Origin of the sequence: Aeromonas sp. FDAARGOS 1409, assembly GCF_019048705.1 — a bacterium.
GTDB lineage: Bacteria > Pseudomonadota > Gammaproteobacteria > Enterobacterales > Aeromonadaceae > Aeromonas > Aeromonas sanarellii.
This window is the reverse complement of the sequence record NZ_CP077395.1, coordinates 2,383,360-2,407,800: the sequence shown is the minus strand read 5'-3', so window position 1 is coordinate 2,407,800 and position 24,441 is coordinate 2,383,360. Positions and strand designations below refer to the sequence as shown.

Sequence of the window (24,441 nt, the reverse complement as noted above, 5' to 3'; positions counted from 1 at the left end):
GACGGATGCCCCCGTGAACATTGAAAAATCAGGCTATTTTCGCAGTGATGCGAATATCCTGGCCAAGCATGCGCACATCCTTGAGGTTGAGCCTGGGGGCCTGGAACAGGCGGGTCAGCCCCGGCAGATGGAACAGGCCGCGCCCCTCGTCCCCCATCAGTTTGGGCGCCTGATAGAGCACCAGCTCATCCACCAGCCCTTTCTCCAGCAGGGCGCCGCAGAGGCGCGGCCCCGCCTCCACCAGCACAGAGTTGATGCTGTGCTGCTTGGCCAGCAGCATGAAGAGGCTGACCAGATCCAGCTTGCCATCCAGCAGCGGCACCTCCAGCTGCTGCACCCAAGCGGGCCAGTCGCCGTCCGCCTTGTGGCGGGCCAGCAGCACAGGGCTCTCGCTCTGGAACAGGGGCAGATCCGGAGTGAGCCGGTTTTGCGAGTCGACGATGACCCGCAGCGGCTGGCGCAGGGTCTCTTTGGGATAGACCGCCTTGACCGAGGGGGGCAGCTCGTGCCAGCGCACGGTCAGGGAGGCGTTGTCCGCCAGCACGGTCTCGGCGCTGGAGAGCACCGCATCGTGGCGCGCCCGCAGCCGCTGCACGTCGCGGCGCGCCTCGGGGGAGGTTATCCACTGGCTCTCGCCGCTCGCCATGGCGGTGCGACCATCCAGGCTGGCGCCGAGCTTGACCGTCACCTGCGGGAAGGCGGTGCGCATCCGCTTGAAGAAACCGGGGTTGAGGGCCTCGGCTTCCGCGGCCAGCAGGCCGAAATCGGTCTTGATGCCCGCCTCGGAGAGCATGCGCAGGCCGCGCCCGCCCACCTGGGGATTGGGATCCACCATGGCGGCCACCACCCTGGTCACCCCGGCCTTGATGAGCGCCTCGGCGCAGGGGGGCGTGCGGCCGTGATGGGAGCAGGGCTCCAGGGTCACGTAGGCGGTGGCACCGCGGGCCTCTTCCCCTGCCGCGTGCAGGGCATAGACCTCGGCATGGGGCTCGCCGGCCCGCTGGTGCCAGCCTTCCCCCACCACCACGCCGGCCTTCACCAGCACGGCGCCGACGCAGGGGTTGGGGGCCGTGGTGTAACGGCCGCGGCGGGCCAGTTCGAGGGCCCGGCTCATCCATTGGTAATCGTCTTGACTAAACATCTGGGCTCCTCTGACAAAACATCCCCCTCTCCCGGCGTCGGGCTCATCGGTTGCCGCGCCGCCGAACGCAGTCTGGGTGGACGGAAAACTCACTTCTCCAGCTTGGCGATCTCTTCGCCGAATTCGCGGATGTCCTCGAAGCTGCGGTAGACAGAGGCGAACCGGATATAGGCCACCTTGTCCAGGCTCTTGAGCTCGTCCATCACCAGGTTGCCCACCAGCTCGGAGGCGACCTCGCGCTCGCCGGTGGCGCGCAGGCGGGACTTGATGTGGTTGACCGCCTTCTCGATGGCCTCCATGCTCACCGGTCGCTTCTCCAGCGCCCGCAATATGCCGGCACGCAGCTTGTCTTCGTTGAACGGCTCGCGCGAGCCGTTGGACTTGATGACGCGGGGCATCACCAGTTCGGCCATCTCGAAGGTGGTGAAACGCTCGTGGCAGAGCAGGCATTCGCGACGGCGGCGCACCTGATGGCCCTCGGCCACCAGACGGGAATCGATCACCTTGGTATCAACGGCACTACAGAAAGGGCAATGCATCGGACCTCCGGCGTGGATGAAAAAGGGCGCGGGCCCCGGGGGCTGGCGCTAGGCCGGTCAGTGTAACACGGCCATGGAAAACCGGTAAAAGCCCAGAAAAAACAATGCCACCCATTGGGTGGCATTGGTCTCAAACCGGGCATAGGCCGTTATCAGGCATAGACCGGGAAGCGGCGGCAGATGTCCAGCACCTTCTCGCGCACGGTCGCCAGCACTTCTTCGTTGTCGTGGCTGTCCAGCACGTCACAGATCCAGTTGGCCAACTGGATGGACTCGGCCTCCTTGAAGCCGCGGCGGGTGATGGCCGGGGTGCCGATACGCACGCCGGAGGTCACGAACGGAGAACGCGGGTCGTTGGGCACGGAGTTCTTGTTGACGGTGATGTTGGCCTTGCCGAGGGCTGCGTCGGCGTCTTTGCCGGTCAGCTCGCGACCGATCAGATCCACCAGCATCAGGTGGTTGTCGGTACCGCCGGAGACGATCTTGTAGCCGCGCTCCATGAAGGTGGCTGCCATCGCCTTGGCATTCTTGACGACCTGGGCCTGGTAGGTCTTGAACTCGGGCTCCAGCGCCTCCTTGAAGGCAACGGCCTTGCCGGCGATGACGTGCATCAGCGGGCCGCCCTGACCGCCCGGGAAGACGGCGGAGTTCAGCTTCTTGTACAGATCTTCGTCGTCGGCGGCGGAGAGGATCAGACCACCGCGCGGACCGGCCAGGGTCTTGTGGGTGGTGGAGGTGACCACGTGGGCGTGGGGCACCGGGTTCGGGTAGACGCCGGCGGCAATCAGACCGGCTACGTGGGCCATGTCGACGAACAGCCAGGCGCCGATCTTGTCGGCGATCTCGCGCATGCGGGCCCAGTCGACGATGCCGGAGTAGGCGGAGAAGCCGCCGATCATCATCTTCGGCTTGTGCTCAACGGCCAGGCGCTCCATCTCGTCGTAGTCGATCTTGCCGGACTCGTCGATGCCGTAGGGAATGATGTTGTACAGCTTGCCGGAGAAGTTGACGGGGGAGCCGTGGGTCAGGTGACCGCCGTGGGCCAGGTTCATGCCGAGCACGGTGTCGCCCGGCTGCAGCAGGGCCATGTAGACGGCGCTGTTGGCCTGGGAGCCGGAGTGCGGCTGCACGTTGGCGTAGGTGGCACCGAACAGCTCCTTGGCGCGCTCGATGGCCAGGGTTTCAACCACATCCACATACTCGCAACCACCGTAGTAGCGCTTGGCCGGGTAGCCTTCGGCGTACTTGTTGGTCAGCTGGGAGCCCTGGGCTTCCATGACGCGGGGGCTGGTGTAGTTCTCGGACGCAATCAGCTCGATGTGCTCTTCCTGACGACGGGTCTCGTCTGTGATGGCCTGCCACAGCTCTGGATCATAGCCGGCGATGGTCATGTCACGTTTCAACATCCGTTTATCTCCTGAAAATCGTTTGCGCGATAGGTGAAGTGGGCCCGCGCATTGTAACGTGAGCTGGATCAAAGAGACAGTCCAACCACCCAAAAAAATGTTTATAAAATGTAAAATACGTCGCAATTCTCGAAACCCGCTCCTCCTCCCGGTCAGCGCCCGCTCACCCCAGCCAGCGAGTCGCCGGCCCCCGCCACCCCACCAGCCTCTGCCGACTGGCAGCCAAAAACCAGAGCCAGATCATGGATATAGCGTTTACTAACAGATAACATCTTTAGACCGCGCGGCCTCTGCCGGCCCCGCAGAGGCCACGCCATGCGTTTTCATCCCGGACCACAAGGGGAAACACCATGATGGATCATCTGATGCTGTTCTTGATTGTCGCGGTCTTCGCTCTCTTCTACTGGGTCTACTACACCGGCAGCCGCAAGGGCGCCTGCACCACCCGCTGGGAAGCACTGCCCACTCGGGAGCAGTACCTGGCGGCCCACCCCGGCGCCGCCGATGGGGATATCATCTTCTGCATTCATTGCGGCCACCACCAGCAGCAGGCTGTGGGCCTGGTGCACCAGCTGGATTACCGGCGCCAGCATATCTGTCCCCGCTGCAAGCAGGCGCTCTATCGCGTCGAGGAGTAGGATCGCGCAGCGTCCGCTGTCGCGAGCGAGAACCGTCGCCTGCTCCTGCGTCATCACTCCGCTCGCCAAGGGGCGATCCGACCAAAGCGCCCCGTGAGTTTCCTTTATTTTTAAAGTCGTTAGAATCGGGAGCCTCTATGACTCCCGATTGTCATCCACGGAGGAAAAATGCAGGAATTCATGGCTACCAGCGAACGCCGGGCCGAGCTTTACTGGTGGTTTTCCACCCTGTTCGCTGCCGAACTCAGTGATGCACAGATCGCTGAATACGACACCTATGACGTACGCAGCTTCTTGAAGAGTCTCTCCACCCTGGATCCCATGCGCGAGGCGGTGGCAGAACTCAACGAAGCCATCGCCCGCCTGCTGGTTCGCGAGGAGCGCTCCACTGCACTGGCTGCCGACTTCAACGCGCTATTTCTCTCCCCCAAAGCGGTGCAACCATACGAATCCGCTCATGGTGACAACACGGCGCGTAGCCGCATGGAACAGCGCCTGAACCGGCTCGCTATCGATGTCAGCGAGAAATACCAGCAGCCTGTCGACCACCTGGCCATCGAACTGGATCTGATGGGCAACCTCATCATCCGCGCCGCCGAGGCGACCACCGCTGCCCTTCGCGAGGAGTGGCTCGGCGAACAGGAAGGGCTGCTGCACGGCCATCTGCTGGCTTGGTTCGAGCCCTTCGAGCAGGCCTGCCGCGCCGCCGACCCGTTTGGCTTCTACGGTGCCAGCGCCCGGCTGCTGGGGGTATTCCTGAAGATGGATGCCAACTACCTCTCCCTGGTCAAACCGGCGAAATCCGCCGACTGAGCCCGCCATGAAGACAGCCCTGCTGCTGATCGCCTGCTGGCTGCTGGCCCTGATCCCGCTGGATCAGGGCATTACCCCCCTCGTCGTCCTGCTGTTCAATCCGGATCGGGCACTCTACGGCACCGCCCAGCTCACCGGTTTTGCCGGCATACTGCTGACCCTCTACCTCGCCAATCTCGGGGTGGAAGTGGTACTGCGCCGCCGCTTCCAGATCGCGGGCATGCTGGCCCTGCTGGCCGCCTGGATCGGCTTCATCAACAGCAGCGGCACGGAGAGTCACTGGCTGCTGCTCTACGCCATGGCGCTGCCGTTTCATCTGGTAGGCTGGCTCGTGTTCGTGCGGGGCATCCAGGCCTTTGGTCGCCAGAAAGGCTGACATCCCGTTGATTTAACTCCTCCCCACACTTTCTTTCTCTCCTGAAACTTCATGCCATACTGACACAGCCGTCCAAATGACAAAGAAATCAATTCAGGAGCCTCCATGGAAAAAGTGCTACCCGAATCGGTTCCGACACCGCATCTGTCAGGCCCGCTCTCCCTTCACGAGTTGCAACGGTTGTTCGAGCAGGCCCCGTTTGGCATTGGCGTGTTCGATCGAGAGTTCAGATGCCGTGGCGTCAACGCCAGCTTTGCCGAGCGAAGCGGCCTCCCCCAGGCGGACCACGTCGGCAAGACGCTGTTTGAAATCAGTCCGGCCCAGGCCCCCCTGCTGGCCCCTTTGCTTCAGCAACTGCGCCATGGCGCTGCGCAGGCCGACGTGGAGCTGGACGACATGGAGGCCACCCATTCCGCGCCGCCGAGACGGTGGCGCCTGAGCTGCAGCCCGGTGCTGGATGACGACGGCATCTTCAACGGCCTCTTTCTCATCATGCGCGAGCTCGTCCCCGTGCCCCGCCTCCCCCCCGGAGTGCCCGGTCCTCTCGGGATCCAGGAGATGACCCATCACCATGTACAGCGGCTCTACCAGATGGAGGCCAGACTGCAGCACCTCTCCTATCACGATCCCCTCACCGACCTCGGCAATCGCCACCTGCTGCAGGAGCGACTCGCCATAGAGATCGCGACGGCCCGCCTGAACCGGCAGGCCCTGGCGCTGCTCTTCATCGATCTCGACGGCTTCAAGCTCATCAACGACAACCTGGGGCACAACGCCGGCGATCAGCTGCTCAAGCTGTCAGCGGATCGCATCCGCCACTGCCTGCGCCCCGGGGATGTCGCCATCCGGCTGGGGGCGGACGAGTTTCTGGTGCTGCTCCCAGGCATCGGGGAGACGCAGGAACTGGTGGGGCTGATCGAACGGCTGCAACGCAGGCTGCACGATCCCGCCGACATCGGGCAGGAGCGGGTGAGACTCTCGGCCAGCATAGGCGTCTCCCTCTATCCGGAGCATGGCCAGACCCCGGACAGTCTCATCAGTGCGGCGGACAATGCCATGCACGAGGCCAAGCGCCGGGGTCGCAACGGCTATCTGTTCCACTCCCCGGACATGGCGGCGCAGATCAGGGAACGGATGCTGCTGGAGCAGGGGCTGCTCAAGGCTATGGAACAGCAGCAGTTTCGCCTGCTCTACCAACCCATGGCGGATCTCGCCCATGGCAACCTCAGCGGTCTCGAAGCCCTGGTGCGCTGGCAGCATCCCAGCCTGGGCATGATTTCCCCGGCCAAGTTCATCCCGGTGGCGGAGGAGTGCGGCCTCATCGAGCAGCTCGGGGAGTGGGTGATGCGCACCGCCTGTCAGCAGGGGCAGAAGTGGCTGGCCGAGGGCTTCAGCGTTCCCAGGCTGTCGGTCAACGTGTCGGTCAGGGAGATGCGCTCTCCCGACTACGTGGAGCGGGTCACCGCCATCCTGGCCGAGACCGGCTTCCCCGCCGAGCGGCTGGAGATCGAGGTGACAGAGAGCATCATCCAGAGCGTGGATCACAGCCTGCGCCTCTTCACCCGCCTCAAGGCGCTGGGGGTGCAGATCGCCATCGACGACTTCGGAACCGGCTTCTCTTCCCTGAGCCTGCTCAAGAGTCTGCCCATCGATCGCATCAAGATAGACAGGGCCTTCGTCCAGGCGCTGCCCGACGACAAGCACAGCCGGGAGCTGTGTCGCACCATAGTCCAGCTGGCCAGCTCCCTTGACATGGTGGTCACGGCGGAGGGGATCGAAACCCAGCCTCAACGCCAGTTCCTGCAATCCCTGCGCTGCGAGGAAGGCCAGGGCTACCTGTTCAGCCACCCCCTGCCGGAGCCCCACATGGCCTCCATGCTCGCCACACGGCATTGAGGATCCCGGACAGCCCAATGACAGAAGGGAGCCCCAGGCTCCCTTCTTCGTGATCCCCTCGGGCCATGTCGATCGGCCCGCCTCGTCGCTATCCAAAAGTCTAATTGCCCTCCGGCACCAAAGGTATAAGTTGTTACTCAATCATTAAGAAAATGTATTCACAGGAGTGAGAGATGAGCGAGAGCAAGGTCTACCCGGTCAAGGCCCACATCGGCAACGGCGCCCTGCTGGACAAGGAAGGTTATGAAGCCATGTATCAGGCGTCTGTGCAGGATCCGGACGCCTTCTGGGGGGAGCAGGGCAGGATCCTCGACTGGATGACCCCCTACACCCGCGTCAAGAACACCTCCTACGATCCGGGCCACGTCTCCATCAAGTGGTACGAGGACGGCCTGCTCAACGTATCGGCCAACTGCCTGGATCGCCACTTGAGCGAGCGTGGCGACAAGGTCGCCATCATCTGGGAAGGGGACAACCCGGCCGAGGATCGCAAGATCACCTACCGTGAGCTGCACCTTGAGGTGTGCAAGTTTGCCAACGTGCTCAAGGCCCAGGGGGTCAAACGCGGCGACATGGTCTGTCTCTACATGCCCATGGTGCCGGAGGCGGCCATCGCCATGCTGGCCTGTACCCGCATCGGGGCAGTGCACAGCATCGTCTTCGGCGGCTTCTCGCCGGAAGCGCTCTCGGGTCGCATCATCGACTCCGGGGCCACCATCGTCATCACTGCCGACGAGGGGCTGCGCGGCGGCCGTCCCATCCCCCTCAAGAAGAACGTGGACGAGGCGCTCACCCACCCGGAGACCCGGGTCAGCAAGGTGATCGTGCTCAAGCGCACCGGCGGCAACGTCGCCTGGCATGGTCACAGGGACATCTGGTGGCACGATGCCGTCGCCGCCGCCAGCCCGGATTGTCCGCCCGAGGCCATGGGGGCCGAAGATCCCCTGTTCGTGCTCTACACCTCCGGCTCCACCGGCAAGCCCAAGGGGGTGCTGCACACCACGGGCGGCTACCTGGTCTATGCCGCCCTCACCTTCAAGTACGTGTTCGACTACCACGAGGAGGACATCTACTGGTGTACCGCCGACGTGGGCTGGGTCACCGGCCACTCCTACCTGGTCTACGGGCCGCTCGCCAACGGCGCCACCACGCTCATGTTCGAAGGGGTGCCGAATTACCCGGCCACCAACCGCATGAGCCAGGTGGTGGACAAGCATCAGGTCAGCATCCTCTATACCGCTCCGACCGCGATCCGCGCCCTGATGGCCAAGGGCAAGGAGGCCGTCGAAGGCACCTCCCGTACCAGCCTGCGCATCATGGGGTCGGTGGGTGAACCCATCAACCCGGAAGCCTGGGAGTGGTACTACCGCACCATAGGGGACGAGCGCTGCCCCATCGTCGACACCTGGTGGCAGACCGAGACCGGCGGCATCCTGATCAGCCCCCTGCCCGGCGTCACCGCGCTGAAGCCCGGCTCCGCCACCCGCCCCTTCTTCGGGGTACAGCCGGCTCTGGTGGACAACCTGGGCGAACCGCTGGAGGGGGCCACCGAGGGCAACCTGGTGCTCACCGACTCCTGGCCCGGCCAGATGCGCACCGTGTTCGGCGATCACGAGCGCTTCGAGCAGACCTACTTCTCCACCTTCCCCGGCCGCTACTTCACCGGCGACGGCGCCCGTCGCGACGAGGATGGCTACTACTGGATCACCGGCCGGGTGGATGATGTACTGAACGTCTCCGGCCACCGCATGGGCACCGCCGAAATCGAATCGGCTCTGGTGGCCCATCCCAAGATAGCCGAGGCGGCCGTGGTGGGGGTGCCCCACGAGATCAAGGGCCAGGGCATCTATGCCTATGTCACCCTGATCGCCGGGGAAGAGCCGAGCCGCGAGCTGCATAAAGAGGTCAAAGAGTGGGTGCGCAAGGAGATAGGCGCCATCGCCACCCCGGACGTGATCCACTGGGCCGAGGGGCTGCCCAAGACCCGCTCCGGCAAGATCATGCGCCGGATCTTGCGCAAGATCGCCACCGGCGAGACCGACAGCCTGGGGGATATCTCCACCCTGGCGGATCCGGGGGTCGTGGACAAGCTGATCCGCGAGAAGTCGGAAGCGGCTTGAGTCCCCTTCCTCCCCGCAACAGAGCCGGCCCAGTGCCGGCTTTGTTGCGTCTGGAGCCCGTGCGAAGAAGCAGGCAGCGGCAGAGAGGGGGCTTGCGCCGAATCGTTCAATAAACAGGCAGATGTAGAGATTAGACCAGTAAAATGCTGCTAATTTTCACGAAATCAATATAATTGCGAAATCTGTGTGCCAGGGCACACCGAATTGTGCAAAAATTGGCTAGATTTCTGGTAGTCCACAGATAGCTGATAGATAGCAGCATAATCATCGAGGATGTACTCAATATGTCGCAACATCACCGAATCCTCCTGCTCAACGGCCCCAATCTGAATCTGCTGGGCAAGCGGGAACCGGGAATCTACGGCAGCAAGACGCTCGATGAGATCGTCGCCGATCTGGCCGCTCGCGCCAGCGAACTCGGTGTCACCCTGGAACATCTGCAATCCAACGCCGAACACGAGCTGATCGGCCGCATCCATCAGGCCATGAGCCAGGTGGATTTCATCATCATCAATCCCGCCGCCTTCACCCATACCAGCGTCGCCATTCGCGATGCCCTGCTGGGTGTGGCCATCCCCTTTATCGAGGTTCACCTGTCAAACGTTCATGCCAGGGAGCCCTTCCGTCATCACTCCTATCTGTCCGATGTCGCCAAGGGGGTGATCTGCGGGTTGGGTGCCGATGGCTACCATTTCGCTTTAACCGCGGCCGTGCATCAGTTGCGCGCGGCTTGATAATCACTGATCAGATAAAGAAGAAAGAGAATGCTAATGGATATCCGCAAAATCAAGAAGCTGATTGAACTGGTTGAAGAGTCCGGCATCGCCGAGCTGGAAATCTCCGAAGGGGAAGAGTCCGTTCGCATCAGCCGCAATTTCTCCGGCCAGGTTAGCGTTGCCCCGCAGATGATGATGCAGCCGGCACCGGTGCAACAGGCCGCCGCTCCGGTTGCCGCGGCCCCGGCCCCGGCCGCTGCCGCAGCGCCCGCTGCCGATGCCGCTCCGAGCGGTCATCTGATGCGCTCCCCCATGGTGGGCTCCTTCTACCGCTCCTCCAGCCCGGAAGCCAAGCCGTTCGTGGAAGTCGGTCAGCACGTCAATGTCGGCGACACCCTGTGCATCGTCGAAGCCATGAAAATGATGAACCAAATCGAGTCTGACAAGGCCGGCGTGATCAAAGCGATCCTGGTTGAAAATGGTCAGGCCGTCGAATTTGACGAGCCGCTGTTCATCATCGAATAAGGGAAAATGCCACCCATGTTGGACAAAGTAGTCATCGCCAACCGCGGTGAAATTGCCCTGCGGATCCTGCGCGCCTGCAAAGAGCTCGGGATCAAGACAGTGGCCGTTCACTCCACTGCCGATCGGGAGCTCAAGCATGTGCTCCTGGCCGACGAAACCATCTGCATCGGCAAACCTGCCAGCGGTGAGTCCTACCTCAACGTGCCGGCCATCATCGCCGCCGCCGAGGTGACCGGTGCCGTCGCCATCCACCCGGGCTACGGCTTCCTCTCCGAGAACGCCGACTTTGCCGAAGTGGTCGAGAAATCCGGCTTCATCTTCATCGGCCCGCGCGCCGAAACCATTCGCCTGATGGGTGACAAGGTCTCCGCCATCGAGGCGATGAAGAAGGCGGGCGTGCCCTGCGTACCCGGCTCCGACGGCCCGGTGGACAACGATGCCAAGCGCAACGCCGCCATCGCCAAGCGCATCGGCTATCCGGTGATCATCAAGGCCGCCGGTGGCGGTGGTGGTCGCGGCATGCGCGTGGTGCGCAGCGAGTCCGAGCTGGCCGCCGCCATCGCGCTGACCAAATCCGAAGCGGGCCAGTTCTTCAAGAACGACATGGTCTACATGGAGAAGTACCTGGAGAACCCGCGCCACATCGAGATCCAGGTGCTGGCAGACGGCCAGGGAACCGCCCTCTACCTGGGTGAGCGGGACTGCTCCATGCAGCGCCGCCACCAGAAGGTGGTGGAAGAGGCGCCGGCTCCCGGCATCACCGAAGAGATGCGCAAGTTCATCGGCGAACGCTGCGTGCGCGCCTGTCTCGAGATAGGCTACCGCGGTGCGGGCACCTTCGAGTTCCTGTACGAGAACGGCGAGTTCTACTTCATCGAGATGAACACCCGTATCCAGGTGGAGCACCCGGTCACCGAGATGGTCACCGGCGTCGACCTCATCAAGGAGCAGCTGCGCATCGCCGCCGGCCAGCCCCTGTCGATCACCCAGCAGGACATCCGCATCCGTGGCCATGCCATCGAGTGCCGGATCAACGCCGAGGATCCGGCCACCTTCCTGCCCTCTCCCGGTCTCATCCAGCGCTTCCACGCGCCGGGCGGCCTGGGGGTGCGCTGGGAATCCCACATCTATGCGGGTTACAAGGTGCCGCCCTACTACGACTCCATGATCGGCAAGCTGATCTGCTACGGTGAAAACCGCGACGTGGCCATCGCCCGCATGCGTCACTCCCTCGACGAGCTGGTGGTGGAAGGGATCAAGACCAACATCGCCCTGCAAAAAGAGATCATGAAGGACGAAAACTTCCAGCACGGTGGGACCAATATCCACTACCTGCACAAGAAGTTGGGTCTGTAACAGACTGGCATCGAACACGATGTGTGTCCGATCCGGCAGGATCGACAAATGAAAAGGGCCATGGCGACATGGCCCTTTTTTGTTATTCTTGCGCCCCGCTCACTTGTCGGAGGCCACAGTGAACCGTTTCGCACTCGCCCGCCGGGAAGCAGCCCTCTGCCTGCTGCTCACCCTGCTCTATTTCCTTGCCTGGTATGGCTCGGCTTATTTCATCCCCGAGGATCTCGAGCTCTGGGAGATGCCGCTCTGGTTTCTGCTCAGCTGCATCCTGATTCCGCTGCTGTTCATCGGCCTCTGTGCCCTCATGGTGGATCGCCTGTTCGTCGACATTCCCCTGGATACCGAGGCGCCGCTCACCGACCCCGAGCCGGGACAGGGGGGCGACCCCATGACCCAGCATCGCCTCCATGACACCCCCTCTCCCGCCCACGAGGAGCACCGCCATGAATCTTGAGCTAATGCTGCCGTTGGTGGTCTACCTGGTGCTGGTACTGGGAGTGGGATTCTGGGCCAGTCGTCACCGTATCGCCGGCGACTTCGTGCAGGAGTACTTCATCGGCAACCGCAGCATGGGGGGCCTGGTGCTCGCCATGACGCTGGTGGCCACTTACACCTCCGCCTCGTCCTTCATCGGCGGGCCTGGGGCGGCCTACAAGGTCGGCCTCGGCTGGGTGCTGCTGGCCATGATCCAGCTGCCCACCGTCTGGCTCACCCTGGGAGTGCTTGGCAAGAAGTTTGCCATCATCGCCCGCCGGGTCAATGCGGTGACCATCAACGACATGCTCTGGGCCCGCTACCAGAGCCGGGCCGTGGTGATCCTGGGCTCCGTCACCATCATCCTGGCCTTTATCGCGACCATGGTGGTGCAGTTCATCGGCGGCGCCCGTCTGCTGGAGGCGGCCACCGGCCTCTCCTACCAGCAGGGGCTCTTCCTGTTTGCCAGCTGCGTGCTGCTCTACACGGTGATCGGCGGCTTTCGCGCCGTGGTGATGACGGATGCCCTCCAGGGCATCGTCATGCTCATCGGCACCGGTGCCCTGCTGGCGGGGATCCTCATCGCCGGTGACGGATTGCCGAACCTTGTCCACCAGCTCAAGGAGATCGATCCCAAGCTGGTGAGCCCGCAAGGGGCCGACGACATGCTGACCCAGCCCTTCATGCTGAGCTTCTGGGTACTGGTCTGCATCGGGGTTGTGGGGCTGCCCCACTCCGCCCTGCGCTGTTTCGGCTATCGCGACAGCAAGGCGCTGCACCGCGGCATCCTCATCGGCACCATAGTCTGCGCCCTGCTGATGTTCGGCATGCACCTGGCCGGGGCCCTGGGCCGCGCCATCCTGCCTGGCATGGACAGCCCGGACAAGATCATGCCCTCCCTCATGATGGAGGTGCTGCCCCCCTGGCTGGCCGGGGTCTTCCTGGCGGCGCCCATGGCGGCCATCATGTCCACCATCGACTCCCAGCTGATCCAGGCCTCTGCGACCCTGGTGAAAGATCTCTACCTCAACTACCTCAACCCCCGCCAGGAGAGGCTGGAGGTGCGGGTACCCAGGCTCTCCCTCCTCTGCACCCTGATCCTCGGCACCCTGGTGCTGCTGGCGGCGTTGCAGCCCCCCGAGATGATCATCTGGCTCAACCTGCTCGCCTTCGGCGGCCTGCAGGCGGTGTTCCTCTGGCCGCTGGTGCTCGGCCTCTACTGGTCGCGGGCCAACGGGCCAGGGGCCCTGGCCAGCATGGCGAGCGGCATCCTCTGCTACACCGCCCTGAGCCAGTGGGGGATCAAGCTGGCCGGCCTGCACGCCATCGTGCCCAGCTTGGGGCTCGGGCTCGTCGCCTTCGTGCTGGTTAGCCTGCTCACCCCGCCCCCGGATCAGGCGGTACGCCGATTGTTTGATCAAAATTAAGAAAAGGATCAATAAAGGACCCCTCGCCTATTCCCAAATGGGGGCCCACGGGTAAAATGTGCGCCACGTCACAAATACCGTGCCCCCATGCCAGTTCCGAACGCCAGAAAGATCCTGACCCAGTCCCTGCAACGGCTCGGCTATGCCCTGCTGCTGCCCGTCTCCATCCTGCCCCTGGCCGCCCTGCTGTACCGGCTTGGTCAGCCTGACGTGCTGGATCTGGCCGTGCTCTCCCTCGCCGGTCGCGCCCTGTTCAGCCAGATGCCGCTCATCTATGCCGTGGCCATCGCCTTCGGACTGAGCCGCCAGGGACAGGGAGCCCAGGCCCTCGCCGGTGCGGTCAACTTCCTGCTGCTGAGCTCGGCCCTCGGCACCCTGGCGCCCGGGCTGCATGCGGACATGATCTGCGGCCTGCTGTCCGGCCTCGTCACGGCGCTGGTCTGCTCCCGGGCCCGCAGCCTGCGCCTGCCGGGCTGGCTTCGCCCCTTGCAGGAGGACCTGCCGGGCATGCTGCTCTCGGCGCTCGCCTGTCTGCTGCTGGTGATCCCCCTCTCGCTCCTCTGGCCGCTGCTGGAAGATGGCATCACCCTGCTCGCCTCGGACCTGCTCACCACCCCCTTCGGCGCCTTCTGCTACGGCGTGCTGAACCGGCTGCTGATCCCCCTCGGCCTGCACCAGGTGCTGGGCAGTCTCATCGGCCTAGGGGAGAGCAACCTGCAGGCCCTCTCCACCGCCCAGCCGCTGCACGAAGGCTACGTGGCCGGGCTCTACCCCGTCATCATGTTCGGCCTGCCCGGCGCCTGCTTCGCCATCTGGCTCCATCGCCAGCGGATGCGGCAGCTGCCGCAGGGGGGGCTGCTGCTCACCCTGGCGCTCACCTCGGCCCTCGTGGGCATCACCGAGCCCATCGAGTTTCTGTTCGCCTTCACCGCCCCCTGGCTGTTCCTGGCCCACGCCCTGCTGACCGGACTGTCGCTCGCCATCTGCAACGGCCTCGGCATCCAGGTGGGCAGTTACTTCTCCGCCGGGCTGCTGGATCTGGTGCTGAGCTACCAGTACGGTGAGCACAGTTTCTGGCTCATCCCCCTCGGTATCCTGTTCTTCGTCATCTACGCCCTGCTCTTCTCCCGGCTGCTGGAGCATGCGCCCTTAAGCCTGCCGGGCAAGCCCATCGCCGAAGAGTTGCCCCAGCTCGCCACCGTGGCCCCCACGGACCCCCAGATGCTGGCCATCCAGTACCTCAAGATGCTGGGGGGCATGGACAACCTGCAGGCCATGAGCGTCTGCCTGACCCGCCTCAGCCTGCGGGTGCGGGAGATGGCGCTGGTGGATCAATCCTGCCTGGCCAGGCTGGGCTGCCTCTCATGGATAGTGCTGAATGAGCATCAGCTGGTGCTGGTGTTGGGCCCCAATGCCGGCCTGATCGAGGGGCAGATCCGCATGCTGGCCGAGCGCCAGTCGGTCCCCCTCGGCCTCGAACCTGCCCAGGCTCCCCTCGGCCAGCACCAGTGATCAGGCGAAGGGCAAACGCTCGGCGACGAAGTCCATCAGGCTGCGCAGGGCGGGCGCCAGGTGCTCCCGGCTCGGGTAGATGAGGTAGAAGGGATTGGGGGGAATGGGGAGCTCCGGCAGCACCTTGCACAGCCGCCCCGCCGCCAGATCGTCACGACAGACGTGAGTCGGCAGCAGGGCTATCCCCCCTTCATGGAGCGCCAGCTCCCGCAGCGCCAGCAGGCTGTTGCTAAGACAGGCCCCCTGGGGTCGCCAGCCCCCCTCCTGCAGCGGCCACACCGGCAACGCCCCATGCACTAGGCAGGCATGCAACTCCAGTTCAGAGAGCTGCTGCGGCGTGCCGTGGCTCGCCAGGTAGCCAGGGGCCGCCACCAGATGGCGCGCCACCTGGCCGATGCGCCGGCAGATGAGGCTGGAATCCTTCAGCGGCGCCGCCCGCAGCGCCAGATCGTAGCCCTCCCCCACCAGATCCAGCTGTTCATCGCAGAGGGTCAGCTCCAGCACCACCTCGGGATAGAGGGCGCGAAACTCGGCCAGGATCCGGCCGAGCAGCAGGGTGCCGGTGGCCTCGGGCGCGGTGATCCGCACCCGGCCCGCCGGGGCCGAGCGCAGCCTGGCCATGGCCAGGTTGGCGCTGCGCGCCAGGGTCAGCAGCCCCTGGCAATGCTCCACATAGACCTCCCCCTGGGGCGTCAGACTCAGCCTGCGGGTGGTGCGCTGCAGCAGGCGGACCCCGAGACGGGACTCGAGGCGCGAGATCTTCTGGCTCACCGAGGACTTGGGCATGCCGAGCACCTCGGCCGCCCTGGTGAAACTCCCCTGCTCCACCACGGTGGCGAACAGTCCCATCAGCTCCAGCTCGGCATTATTGTTCATATATTCAAACAGTCTTTATTAATTACCCATCTTAATACGAATAATCGACCAGACTAGACTGGCTGACAATCCCACTCACCACAGATTTGAAAGGAATTGCCATGAAAGCCATCGCCCTCACGCACTATCTGCCAAGCGATCACCCCCACTGCTTCATCGAGGCCGAGCTGCCGGAGCCCACCCCGGGCCCGCGGGATCTGCTGGTGCGGGTCAACGCCACCTCCATCAACCCGGTCGACACCAAGGTGCGCGCTCCCAAGGACAAGGTTGAAAGCAGCCCCCGCGTCCTGGGCTGGGATGCCGTGGGGGAAGTGATCGCCGTCGGCAGCGACGTCACCCTGTTCAAGGCGGGCGACCGGGTCTGGTACGCGGGCGACATCAGCCGCCCGGGCAGCAACAGCGCCCTGCAACTGGTGGACGAGCGCATCGCCGCCCTCGCACCCCGCACCCTGAGCGACACCCAGGCCGCCGCCCTGCCGCTCACCGCCATCACCGCCTGGGAGGCCCTGTTCGAGCGCATCGGCCTGAATCTTGAGAGCCAGGGGCGCCTGCTCATCATCGGCGGCGCAGGCGGGGTCGGTTCCATCGCCATCCAGCTGGCCCGCCAGCTCACCAATATGGAGGTGATCGCCACCGCCTCGCGGCCTGAAACCCGGGAGTGGTGCCTGGCCATGGGCGCCCACCGGGTAGTGAGTCATCACAAGCTGCAGGCAGAGCTGGCCGCCCTTGGCATCACCCAGGTGGACGCCATCTTCTGCACCAATGCCACCGAACAGCACTGGGACGCCATGGCGAGCCTCATCCGCCCCTTCGGCCACATCTGCACCATCGCCGAATCCAGCGAGCCCTGGGACCTGGCCCGGCTCAAGCCCAAGAGCGTCACCTTCAGCCAGGAGTTCATGTTCACCCGCTCCCTGTTCCAGACCCCGGACATGATCGAGCAGCACCACCTGCTCGGCCGGGTCGCGGCCCTGGTCGACGAGGGGGTGCTCAAGACCACCCTCACCAGGACGCTGCCCGAGCTGACCCCCTCCACCCTGGCGCAGGCCCATCGCGAGCTGGAGGCCGGCCGCATGGTGGGCAAGCTGGTGATCGACATGAGCGGTTTCGATCGCTGAGGCAGTGCAAGACCGGGCTTGATGGCATCTATTCCCTTATGGGTAAAAAATGCACCATCATGGGGTGAAATCACCAGTGACAAGCCCCAAGAGTGCACAGCCGAGGCAGGCCCTGCCCCCAGATAGCGGGGCTTTCCCGGCAAAAATCATAAAAAAAGGGGCCATCCCGTTGGGATGGCCCTAAAAAACCTGAACGTTGGGGTAACAATCACACACATATCCTTATGCAGGACATATCCATCTTTGCAGATAGCGTGCCAATACCTTATTTTTACCGCCAATTCGCCGATATTCCCCGTTTTTCCATAAAAAAAGCCACCCGAAGGTGGCTGAAAAAAGATGACGGAACTTCATAGAGCAAAGCATTCAGCGGGAACAAGTTGCTTCCCGTCACCCAGTAGGGAATACACTAATCGTGCCAACTTGGCAGAAGTGCCCTCCTTCCCCATGCCATCACGGGCAAACCACGACAGCACAGGCCCATGATGATAGAATCCCGCGGTTTCACATTTATGAAGAGTCGACGCCATGCCCTGGATACAAATTCGAATCAACGCCACCGCCAAGACCGCGGACAAGGTGAGCAACATGCTGCTGGGGCGTGGAGCCCAGGCGGTGACCTTTATGGATGCCAAGGATGTGCCCGTCTATGAACCCATGCCCGGCGAGACCCCGCTCTGGGGCGAGACCGAGGTAATGGGGCTGTTCGACGCCGAAACCGACCCGGCCCCCACCATCGCCTTCTTCCAGCAGATCTTCGGTGAAGACGTGGGCTACAAGGTCGAGCAGCTGGAGGACAAGGACTGGGTGCGCGAATGGATGGATCACTTCCACCCCATGCAGTTCGGCGAGCGGCTCTGGATCTGCCCGAGCTGGCGCGACGTGCCCAATCCGGATGCGGTCAACGTCATGCTGGACCCGGGCCTGGCCTTCGGTACCGGCACCCACCCCACCACGGCGCTCTGCCTGCAGTGGCTGGACGGGCTGGATCTCGCGGGCAAGACGGTGGTGGACTTCGGTTGCGGCTCCGGCATCCTCGGCATCGCCGCCCTGAAACTCGGCGCAGCCCGGGTCATCGGCATCGACATCGACCCGCAAGCCATCCAGGCGAGCCGTGACAACGCCGAGCGCAATGGCGTCGCCGACCAGATAGAGCTCTATCTGCCGGCGGATCAGCCGCAAGATGTCGAAGCAGACGTGGTGGTCGCCAACATCCTGGCCGGCCCGCTGCGCGAGCTGGCGCCGCTCATCGCCGGCCACGGCAAGCCCGGCAGCCTGATGGCGCTCTCCGGCGTGCTGGAGAGCCAGGCCCAGGAGCTGGAGCTCATCTACGGCCAGTGGTTCGACATGGATCCAACCGCGGTGAAGGAGGAGTGGTGCCGCCTCTCCGGCCGCAAGCACGGCTAAGGGCGGCGCCCGCCATCAGGGCGGCAAGCGGGCATGTTTATCAAACAAGAGCACCGGACGGTGCTCTTGTTGTATCTCCCCTTTGCCCACTCTGGGGGATGGCTCACGCCTCTCTGGCCGCTGAGGGATTAACATCGAGCGTCCCCATCATAGAGGCCCAGTCATGACCGAATACCAGAAGATGATCAGCAGCCAACCCTACAACTGCATGGCGCCGGAGCTGGACGCCTTGCGCCGGGAGACGGCGCGCCTGTATCGCCGCTTCAATCAGGCGGAAGATGAGGCTGAACAGCGGGCACTGCTGGCGGAGCTGGTTGGCGAGCTGGCAGAGAACGCCTTCATCTGCCCGCCCCTCTACTGCACCTATGGCCGCCACATCCACCTGGGCAAGGGCTCCTACATCAACATGGGCGCCACCCTGCTGGACAACGCCCCCATACGCATCGGCGCCAACGTCATGATTGGGCCGAACGTGCAGATCTATACCGCCGCCCACGCGCTGGACGCCGATGAGCGCATCCAGGGGGTGGAGACGGCGCTGCCGGTCACCATAGAGGACAGGGTCTGGATAGGCGGCGGCGCCATCCTGCTGCCCGGCGTCACCCTAGGACGGGAGGCCATCGTCGGCGCCGGATCTGTGGTGACCAGAGACGTGCCGGCCGGCGCCCGGGTGGTGGGCAACCCGGCCCGGGTGCTGACTGCCAAGATAAAGCACACCGCCCAGTAGCCCCCATCACGCTGATCTCAAGACCGATCCATCTGTCAAAAGGGCTGCCCGCCAAAAAGCGCAGATAAAAATAAAGCTCGATGTCATCAAGACCGAGCGGGTTTGTAAAAGGGCTTGCTTGCCGGGGATACGAGACGAATGGAGCCGACACCTGAAAAGCGCGGATAAAAATGAAGCCCAATGTCACCGGGACGTTGGGCTGTAAAAAGGTGCTACGGAATTGCGACTCTCATCGCAGAAAATTAGAAGGGGTCACCTTCTAAACTGGCACTGGGATAATAGCTGGACGCAAACGTTTTACATAGCGTAATCAACCAGGATTGAGAAGAACCTCTCACTATTTAAAAAATGTTCGTCCGGCCCCCTTCTCCTCCCTTGGCAAGCGCCCAATTATCAGTACAGCCTGATGCCGATGCGAAGAAACAAAAAAGCCCTGGATAATCAGGGCTTTTTTGCATTTATCCTGACTCAGAAGCGGCGCACGAAGTCCGCCATCGGCAGTTCGCGCAGCTTGCGGGCCTCCAGCATGGGGGTGCCAAGGTAGAGGAAGCCCACCAGCTGGTCCTCGGGTGCCAGCCCCAGTCCGGCGTTGATCTGCTGATCGAAGATGAACCAGCCCGAGCGCCAGATACCGTTGAACCCCTGGGCCTGGGCCGCCATCTGCATCGCCATCAGGGCGCAACCGGCGGAGAGCTCCTGCTCCAGTTTCGGCACCTTGGGGTGCACCTGATAGCGGGTCGCCACCGCGATCACCAGGGGGGCGCGCAGGGGGGCGGCACGGCTCTTCTCGATGCCATCCTCGTCCTCGCCGCGGGCACGGGCCGCCTCGGCCAGCAGAGAGCCCAGTCGCTCCCGTCCCTCTCCCTCGAACAGGATAAACTGCCAGGGAGTCAGGGTGCCGTGATCCGGTGCCCGCAGCCCCGCCTTCAGGATGTTGTCGAGCACCTCGCCGCTCGGGGCAGGCTCGGTCAGGCGGCCACAGGAGTGGCGATTCAGTAACAGGTGGAGGGCGTCCATGGGCAGTTCCTTGTCAAAGGCGATGATGGCGCTACCTTAGCACAGCACCGGATGAAGAAAACCCCTGGGTCTCAGGGGATTGTCGCGATCCCATGGGGTTGTGCAGCCACCGGTGACAGGGTGGAGAGCGGTCAAATGACGGCGGCCAGCTCGGCCCCCTGGCGGATGGCTCGCTTGGCATCCAGCTCGGCGGCCACGTCCGCCCCGCCGATGATGTGCACCGGCTTGCCCGCCGCCTGCAGACCGGCCTGCAGCTCCTTGAGGGGCTCCTGCCCGGCACAGACGATCACCTGATCCACCGGCAGGCACTGCTTGGCCTCGCCCACCTGGATGTGCAGCCCCTGGTCGTCGATGCGCAGGTACTGCACCCCGGAGAGCATCTGCACCCTGCGGTTCTTGAGCACGGTGCGGTGGATCCAGCCTGTGGTCTTGCCAAGGCCGTCCCCCACCTTGCTCTCCTTGCGCTGGAGCAGCCAGATCTGGCGCTCGGGGGCGTCGATCTCGGGTTTGATCAGACCGCCGCGCTCGCCGAGCTGCCGGTCGATGCCCCACTCCTTGAGCCAGTGATCCCGCTGCTGCACCGCCTCACCCTCGGCTCGCTTCTCCACCAGATATTCCGCCACGTCGAACCCGATACCGCCGGCCCCGATCACCGCCACCTTCTCGCCCACCGGCTTGTGATCCCGCAGCACGTCCAGGTAACTCAGCACCTTGGGATGCTCGATCCCCGGGATGTTGGGGGTGCGCGGGCGGATGCCGGTGGCGAGGATCACCTCGTCAAAGCCGCCGCCGAGCAGGCTCTCGGCGCTCTGGCGCTGACCCAGATAGAGCTCGACACCGCACTTCTCCAGCCGCCTGGCGAAGTAGCGCAGGGTCTCGTGGAACTCCTCCTTGCCCGGGATCTGCTTGGCGAAGTTGAACTGGCCGCCGATCTCGCTCGCCTGATCGAACAGGCTCACCTGATGGCCGCGCTCGGCGGCGTAACAGGCGAATGCCAACCCCGCCGGACCCGCCCCCACCACCGCCAGCTTCTTGGGCTGGGGCACCCGGCCGAAGGTGAGCTCGGTCTCGAAACAGGCTCGCGGGTTGACCAGACAGGAGGCGCGCTTCTGCTTGAACACGTGATCCAGGCAGGCCTGGTTGCAGGCGATGCAGGTGTTGATCTCGTCCGCCCTGTCTTCGGCCGCCTTGATGACGAACTCGGGATCCGCCAGGAAGGGGCGCGCCATGGAGACCATATCCGCGTCCCCCTGCGCCAATATGCGCTCCGCCACCTCCGGCGTGTTGATGCGGTTGGTGGTGATGAGGGGCACGGTGAGATGCTTCTTCAACTCGGCGGTCACCCAGCTGAAGGCGCCGCGCGGCACGCTGGTGGCTATGGTGGGGATGCGGGCCTCGTGCCAGCCGATGCCGGTGTTGATCAGGGTCACCCCCACCGCTTCCAGCGCCTTGCCCAGCGCAATCACCTCTGCCAGGGTCGAGCCCTGCTCCACCAGATCCAGCATGGAGAGGCGGAAGATGATGATGAAATCCGGGCCGACCCGCTCGCGGATGGCGCGCACTATCTCCACCGGGAAGCGCATGCGGTTATCAAAGCTGCCGCCCCAGCCGTCGGTACGCTTGTTGGTGCGCTCGCAGATGAACTGGTTGATGAGATAGCCTTCCGACCCCATCACCTCCACGCCGTCGTAACCCGCACTCCTGGCCAGGGCTGCCGTGGTGGCGAAGTCGCGGATGGTGCCGCGGATCTGCCGCTCGCTCATGGCGCGGGGCTTGAACGGGGAGATGGGGGCCTTGAGGGCGCTCGGCGCCAGGCTGAACGGATGATAGGCGTAGCGGCCGGCATGGAGGATCTGCAGCGCTATCTTGCCCCCTTCCCGGTGCACCGCCTCGGTCACCTTCCTGTGCTTGGCCACCTGCCAGGGGAAGCTCAGCTGGGTGCCATGGGGCACCAACCGCCCCCGCAGGTTGGGGGCGATGCCGCCGGTCACGATGAGACCGACCCCGCCACGAGCCCGCTCGCCATAGAAGGCGGCCAGCTTGTCAAAGCCCCCCTTCTCCTCTTCGAGGCCGGTGTGCATGGAGCCCATCAATACGCGGTTGCGCAGCCGGGTAAAGCCGAGGTCGAGGGGGGTCAGCAGCGTGGGATAACGGCTCATCATGAACTCCTTGTCGGGGCCGGGCTGGAGGCACCCCGCCCTGATTCGGCCATCACCCAAGGCCAGGGCGACGTCGGCAGGATGGGCGTGTGGCTCACGGGACCTCCAGTTAATTTTTTGTTATCAAACTGGGGCTAGAGTAAAGAATCAAAAATTCTTTTTCAAACAATTGTTTGGACATTTTTTCAGCGAACAGCCGTGTTCCGAAGGCGGGGCAGGCGATCGTCGCCAAGGGGAAATGGCAATTGGCGGTGCAACTGGTTAATAATGCCCTTCTCTACCCATTAACAGGGCGACAACGCAGCCATGTCTATTTTCAAAGGTCTGGGGTGGCTATTTCGCAGCCTCTGGCGTCTGCTCAACTTTACCCGGTTGATGCTGGTCAACCTGCTGTTTCTGCTCGTCGTGCTGGTCATCGCCTTCAGCGTCGGCCAGAGCGAGACCCCGGACACGCCCATCGAGGGTGCCCTCACCCTCAACCTCTCCGGCGTGCTGGTGGAGCAGCGCACTCAAACCGATCCGACCGTGCAACTGCTGCGGCAGATGGACAGCAGCGACGAGCAGCCGAGCGAGATAGTGCTCTCCGATCTGCTGTGGGCCATCAAGAGCGCCGGGGATGACGATCGCATCAAGGCGCTGGTGCTCAAGCCCCAGGGACTGCAGGGAGCCAGCCTCTCCAAGCTGCAGGAGGTGGCAGCCGCCATCGACGCCTTCAAGGAGAGCGGCAAGCCGGTCATCGCCATGGCCGACTACTACAGCCAGGGAGCCTACCTGCTCGCCGCCCACGCCGATCACGTGCTGCTCAACCAGAGCGGTGCCGTGCTGATCGAGGGCCTCGGCGTCTACCAGACCTATTTCAAGTCGGCGCTGGAGAAGCTCAACGTCACCCCCCACGTGTTCAAGGTCGGCACCTACAAGTCCTTCGTCGAACCCTATACCCGGGACGAGATGTCCCCCGAGAGCAAGGAGGCGAACCAGCGCTGGCTGGATCAGCTGTGGCAATCCTATGTGGCGGACGTGGCCGAGCAGCGGGAGATCGAGCCCGATGCGGTCGCACCCAACAAGGATCACTTCCTCGAGCTGCTGCGCAAGGCCGGTGGCAACGCCGCCAGCTACGCCCTCGACAACGGCCTGGTGGATCAGCTCGCCACCCGCGACGAGATGACCCAGGCGGTGATCAAGGAGGTGGGCGAGAGCGATGATCACGGCTGGAAGGGGGTGGGCCTCAAGGAGTATCTGACCGCCATTCCGGAGCAGTATCCCCAGAGCGGCAAGGATGAGGTGGGCCTCATCACCGCCAGCGGCGCCATCATGGACGGCGTGCAACCCGCCGGCACCATAGGGGGCGACAGCCTGGCCGATCTGCTGGCCGAGGCCCGCCGCGACGACCAGGTGAAGGCCGTGGTGCTGCGGGTCGACAGCCCGGGGGGCAGCGCCTTCGCCGCAGAACAGATCCGCGCCGAGCTGCTGGCCCTGAAACAGGCGGGCAAGCCGGTGGTCATCTCCATGGGCAGCTACGCCGCCTCCGGTGGCTACTGGATCTCCGCCGATGCGGACAAGATCTTCGCCTCCCCCACCACCCTCACCGGCTCCATCGGGGTGTTCGGCATGTTCGCCACCATCGACAAGGCGCTCTCCCAGTACGGGGTGCACACCGACGGTGTGGGCACCACGGACTTCGTGGGGATCGGGTTGACCCGGGCCCTGCCTGAGCACGTGGGCGAGGCCATCCAGCTCAGCGTGGAAGACACCTACCAGCGCTTCGTCGGCCTGGTGGGCAAGGGCCGCGGCCTGAGCCCGGAGGAGGCGGAGAAAGCCGCCGAAGGCCGGGTCTGGACAGGTCGGGACGCCAAGGATCTGGGGCTGGTGGACGAGTTCGGCAATCTGGACGACGCCCTCAAGGCCGCCGCCGAGCTCGCCAATCTCAAGCGCTGGCAGGTCACCCCCATAGCACCGGAAGAGTCCGCCCGGGACAAGTTCCTGCGCGAGCTGTTCGACAGCAGCGCCCGCATCCTGGCCCCGCACCTGCAGAGCTGGCTGCCCGCAGGCTTTGGCAAGGCGCTGCTGGAGATGAACCGCGGCCTGGATCCCCTGACCCGCTTCAACGATCCGCAGGGCACCTATGCCTTCTGCCCGGTCTGTGTCCAGTGACATGACTCCCCATAAAAAAACCGCCCTCGGGCGGTTTTTTTATGGGC

General features: G+C 63.9%; 20 protein-coding genes and 1 pseudogene. 15 read left to right on the top strand and 6 right to left on the bottom strand.

Annotated elements, in window-relative coordinates:
* Window positions 1-28 precede the first annotated feature (28 nt).
* The 3 genes from ribD to glyA all read right to left on the bottom strand — a co-directional run bounded on the left by ribD (window position 29) and on the right by glyA (window position 3,086).
* On the bottom strand, window positions 29-1,141 hold the full coding sequence (gene ribD, locus I6L39_RS11445) for a bifunctional diaminohydroxyphosphoribosylaminopyrimidine deaminase/5-amino-6-(5-phosphoribosylamino)uracil reductase RibD (protein ID WP_216989716.1): 1,113 nt from the start codon (window positions 1,139-1,141) through the stop codon (window positions 29-31).
* 89 nt (window positions 1,142-1,230) lie between these two features.
* Entirely contained in the window at window positions 1,231-1,680 is a 450-nt protein-coding gene (nrdR, locus tag I6L39_RS11440) for a transcriptional regulator NrdR (RefSeq protein WP_005338880.1), read from the bottom strand.
* A gap of 152 nt (window positions 1,681-1,832) precedes the next feature.
* Window positions 1,833-3,086 (bottom strand): serine hydroxymethyltransferase, encoded by a 1,254-nt coding sequence (glyA, locus tag I6L39_RS11435; RefSeq protein WP_161469847.1) that lies wholly within the window; start codon window positions 3,084-3,086, stop codon window positions 1,833-1,835.
* Window positions 3,087-3,436: 350 nt separating this feature from the next.
* On the opposite strand from glyA, the gene I6L39_RS11430 reads away from it, so the two are divergent.
* The 11 genes and pseudogenes from I6L39_RS11430 (at window position 3,437) to I6L39_RS11380 (ending at window position 14,939) form a co-directional block, all read left to right on the top strand.
* Window positions 3,437-3,724 (top strand): hypothetical protein, encoded by a 288-nt coding sequence (locus tag I6L39_RS11430; protein WP_161469846.1) that lies wholly within the window; start codon window positions 3,437-3,439, stop codon window positions 3,722-3,724.
* Window positions 3,725-3,892: 168 nt separating this feature from the next.
* Entirely contained in the window at window positions 3,893-4,537 is a 645-nt protein-coding gene (torD, locus tag I6L39_RS11425) for a molecular chaperone TorD (RefSeq protein WP_216989715.1), read from the top strand.
* A gap of 7 nt (window positions 4,538-4,544) precedes the next feature.
* Window positions 4,545-4,913 (top strand): hypothetical protein, encoded by a 369-nt coding sequence (locus I6L39_RS11420; RefSeq protein ID WP_042078166.1) that lies wholly within the window; start codon window positions 4,545-4,547, stop codon window positions 4,911-4,913.
* 105 nt (window positions 4,914-5,018) lie between these two features.
* Window positions 5,019-6,809: a GGDEF and EAL domain-containing protein gene (locus tag I6L39_RS11415; protein WP_216989714.1), complete on the top strand. Its 1,791-nt coding sequence runs from the start codon at window positions 5,019-5,021 to the stop codon at window positions 6,807-6,809.
* Window positions 6,810-6,982: 173 nt separating this feature from the next.
* Window positions 6,983-8,929 (top strand): acetate--CoA ligase, encoded by a 1,947-nt coding sequence (gene acs, locus I6L39_RS11410; protein WP_216989713.1) that lies wholly within the window; start codon window positions 6,983-6,985, stop codon window positions 8,927-8,929.
* A 284-nt stretch (window positions 8,930-9,213) separates the two neighbouring features.
* On the top strand, window positions 9,214-9,663 hold the full coding sequence (gene aroQ, locus I6L39_RS11405; protein WP_216989712.1) for a type II 3-dehydroquinate dehydratase: 450 nt from the start codon (window positions 9,214-9,216) through the stop codon (window positions 9,661-9,663).
* A 36-nt stretch (window positions 9,664-9,699) separates the two neighbouring features.
* Window positions 9,700-10,170, top strand: a complete 471-nt coding sequence (gene accB, locus I6L39_RS11400) for an acetyl-CoA carboxylase biotin carboxyl carrier protein (protein WP_216989711.1) — start codon at window positions 9,700-9,702, stop codon at window positions 10,168-10,170.
* A gap of 15 nt (window positions 10,171-10,185) precedes the next feature.
* A complete protein-coding gene (gene accC, locus I6L39_RS11395) occupies window positions 10,186-11,526 on the top strand; it encodes an acetyl-CoA carboxylase biotin carboxylase subunit (RefSeq protein WP_042078171.1) in 1,341 nt (446 codons plus the stop codon).
* Window positions 11,527-11,629: 103 nt separating this feature from the next.
* Window positions 11,630-11,896: pseudogene (locus I6L39_RS11390) on the top strand (DUF997 family protein); the annotation flags it as partial.
* 73 nt (window positions 11,897-11,969) lie between these two features.
* Window positions 11,970-13,427 carry a sodium/pantothenate symporter gene (panF, locus tag I6L39_RS11385; RefSeq protein WP_042078172.1) on the top strand — a complete coding sequence of 486 codons (1,458 nt, stop codon included), beginning with the start codon at window positions 11,970-11,972 and terminating at the stop codon, window positions 13,425-13,427.
* 87 nt (window positions 13,428-13,514) lie between these two features.
* On the top strand, window positions 13,515-14,939 hold the full coding sequence (locus I6L39_RS11380; protein WP_042078173.1) for a PTS transporter subunit EIIC: 1,425 nt from the start codon (window positions 13,515-13,517) through the stop codon (window positions 14,937-14,939).
* Here I6L39_RS11380 and I6L39_RS11375 read toward each other — a convergent pair whose 3' ends face one another.
* The gene (locus I6L39_RS11375; RefSeq protein ID WP_216989710.1) at window positions 14,940-15,815 is read right to left on the bottom strand and encodes a LysR family transcriptional regulator; all 876 of its coding nucleotides are present in this window, start codon (window positions 15,813-15,815) and stop codon (window positions 14,940-14,942) included. It lies immediately after the preceding gene.
* Window positions 15,816-15,916: 101 nt separating this feature from the next.
* Between I6L39_RS11375 and I6L39_RS11370 the strand changes: the two genes are divergently transcribed.
* From I6L39_RS11370 to I6L39_RS11360, 3 genes are all read left to right on the top strand, one after another.
* Window positions 15,917-16,933: a zinc-binding alcohol dehydrogenase family protein gene (locus I6L39_RS11370; protein WP_216989709.1), complete on the top strand. Its 1,017-nt coding sequence runs from the start codon at window positions 15,917-15,919 to the stop codon at window positions 16,931-16,933.
* Window positions 16,934-17,461: 528 nt separating this feature from the next.
* Window positions 17,462-18,340 carry a 50S ribosomal protein L11 methyltransferase gene (prmA, locus tag I6L39_RS11365; RefSeq protein WP_042078177.1) on the top strand — a complete coding sequence of 293 codons (879 nt, stop codon included), beginning with the start codon at window positions 17,462-17,464 and terminating at the stop codon, window positions 18,338-18,340.
* Window positions 18,341-18,503: 163 nt separating this feature from the next.
* Window positions 18,504-19,067, top strand: a complete 564-nt coding sequence (locus I6L39_RS11360) for a sugar O-acetyltransferase (RefSeq protein WP_216989708.1) — start codon at window positions 18,504-18,506, stop codon at window positions 19,065-19,067.
* Between the two features lie 468 nt (window positions 19,068-19,535).
* Here the strand turns inward: I6L39_RS11360 and I6L39_RS11355 are convergent, their stop codons facing one another.
* A complete protein-coding gene (locus I6L39_RS11355) occupies window positions 19,536-20,084 on the bottom strand; it encodes an NAD(P)H nitroreductase (RefSeq protein WP_216989707.1) in 549 nt (182 codons plus the stop codon).
* A gap of 131 nt (window positions 20,085-20,215) precedes the next feature.
* Entirely contained in the window at window positions 20,216-22,243 is a 2,028-nt protein-coding gene (locus I6L39_RS11350) for an NADPH-dependent 2,4-dienoyl-CoA reductase (protein ID WP_216989706.1), read from the bottom strand.
* Between the two features lie 306 nt (window positions 22,244-22,549).
* Here I6L39_RS11350 and sppA point away from each other — a divergent pair, with 306 nt between their 5' ends.
* Window positions 22,550-24,394, top strand: a complete 1,845-nt coding sequence (sppA, locus tag I6L39_RS11345; RefSeq protein ID WP_216989705.1) for a signal peptide peptidase SppA — start codon at window positions 22,550-22,552, stop codon at window positions 24,392-24,394.
* Window positions 24,395-24,441: the final 47 nt, after the last annotated feature.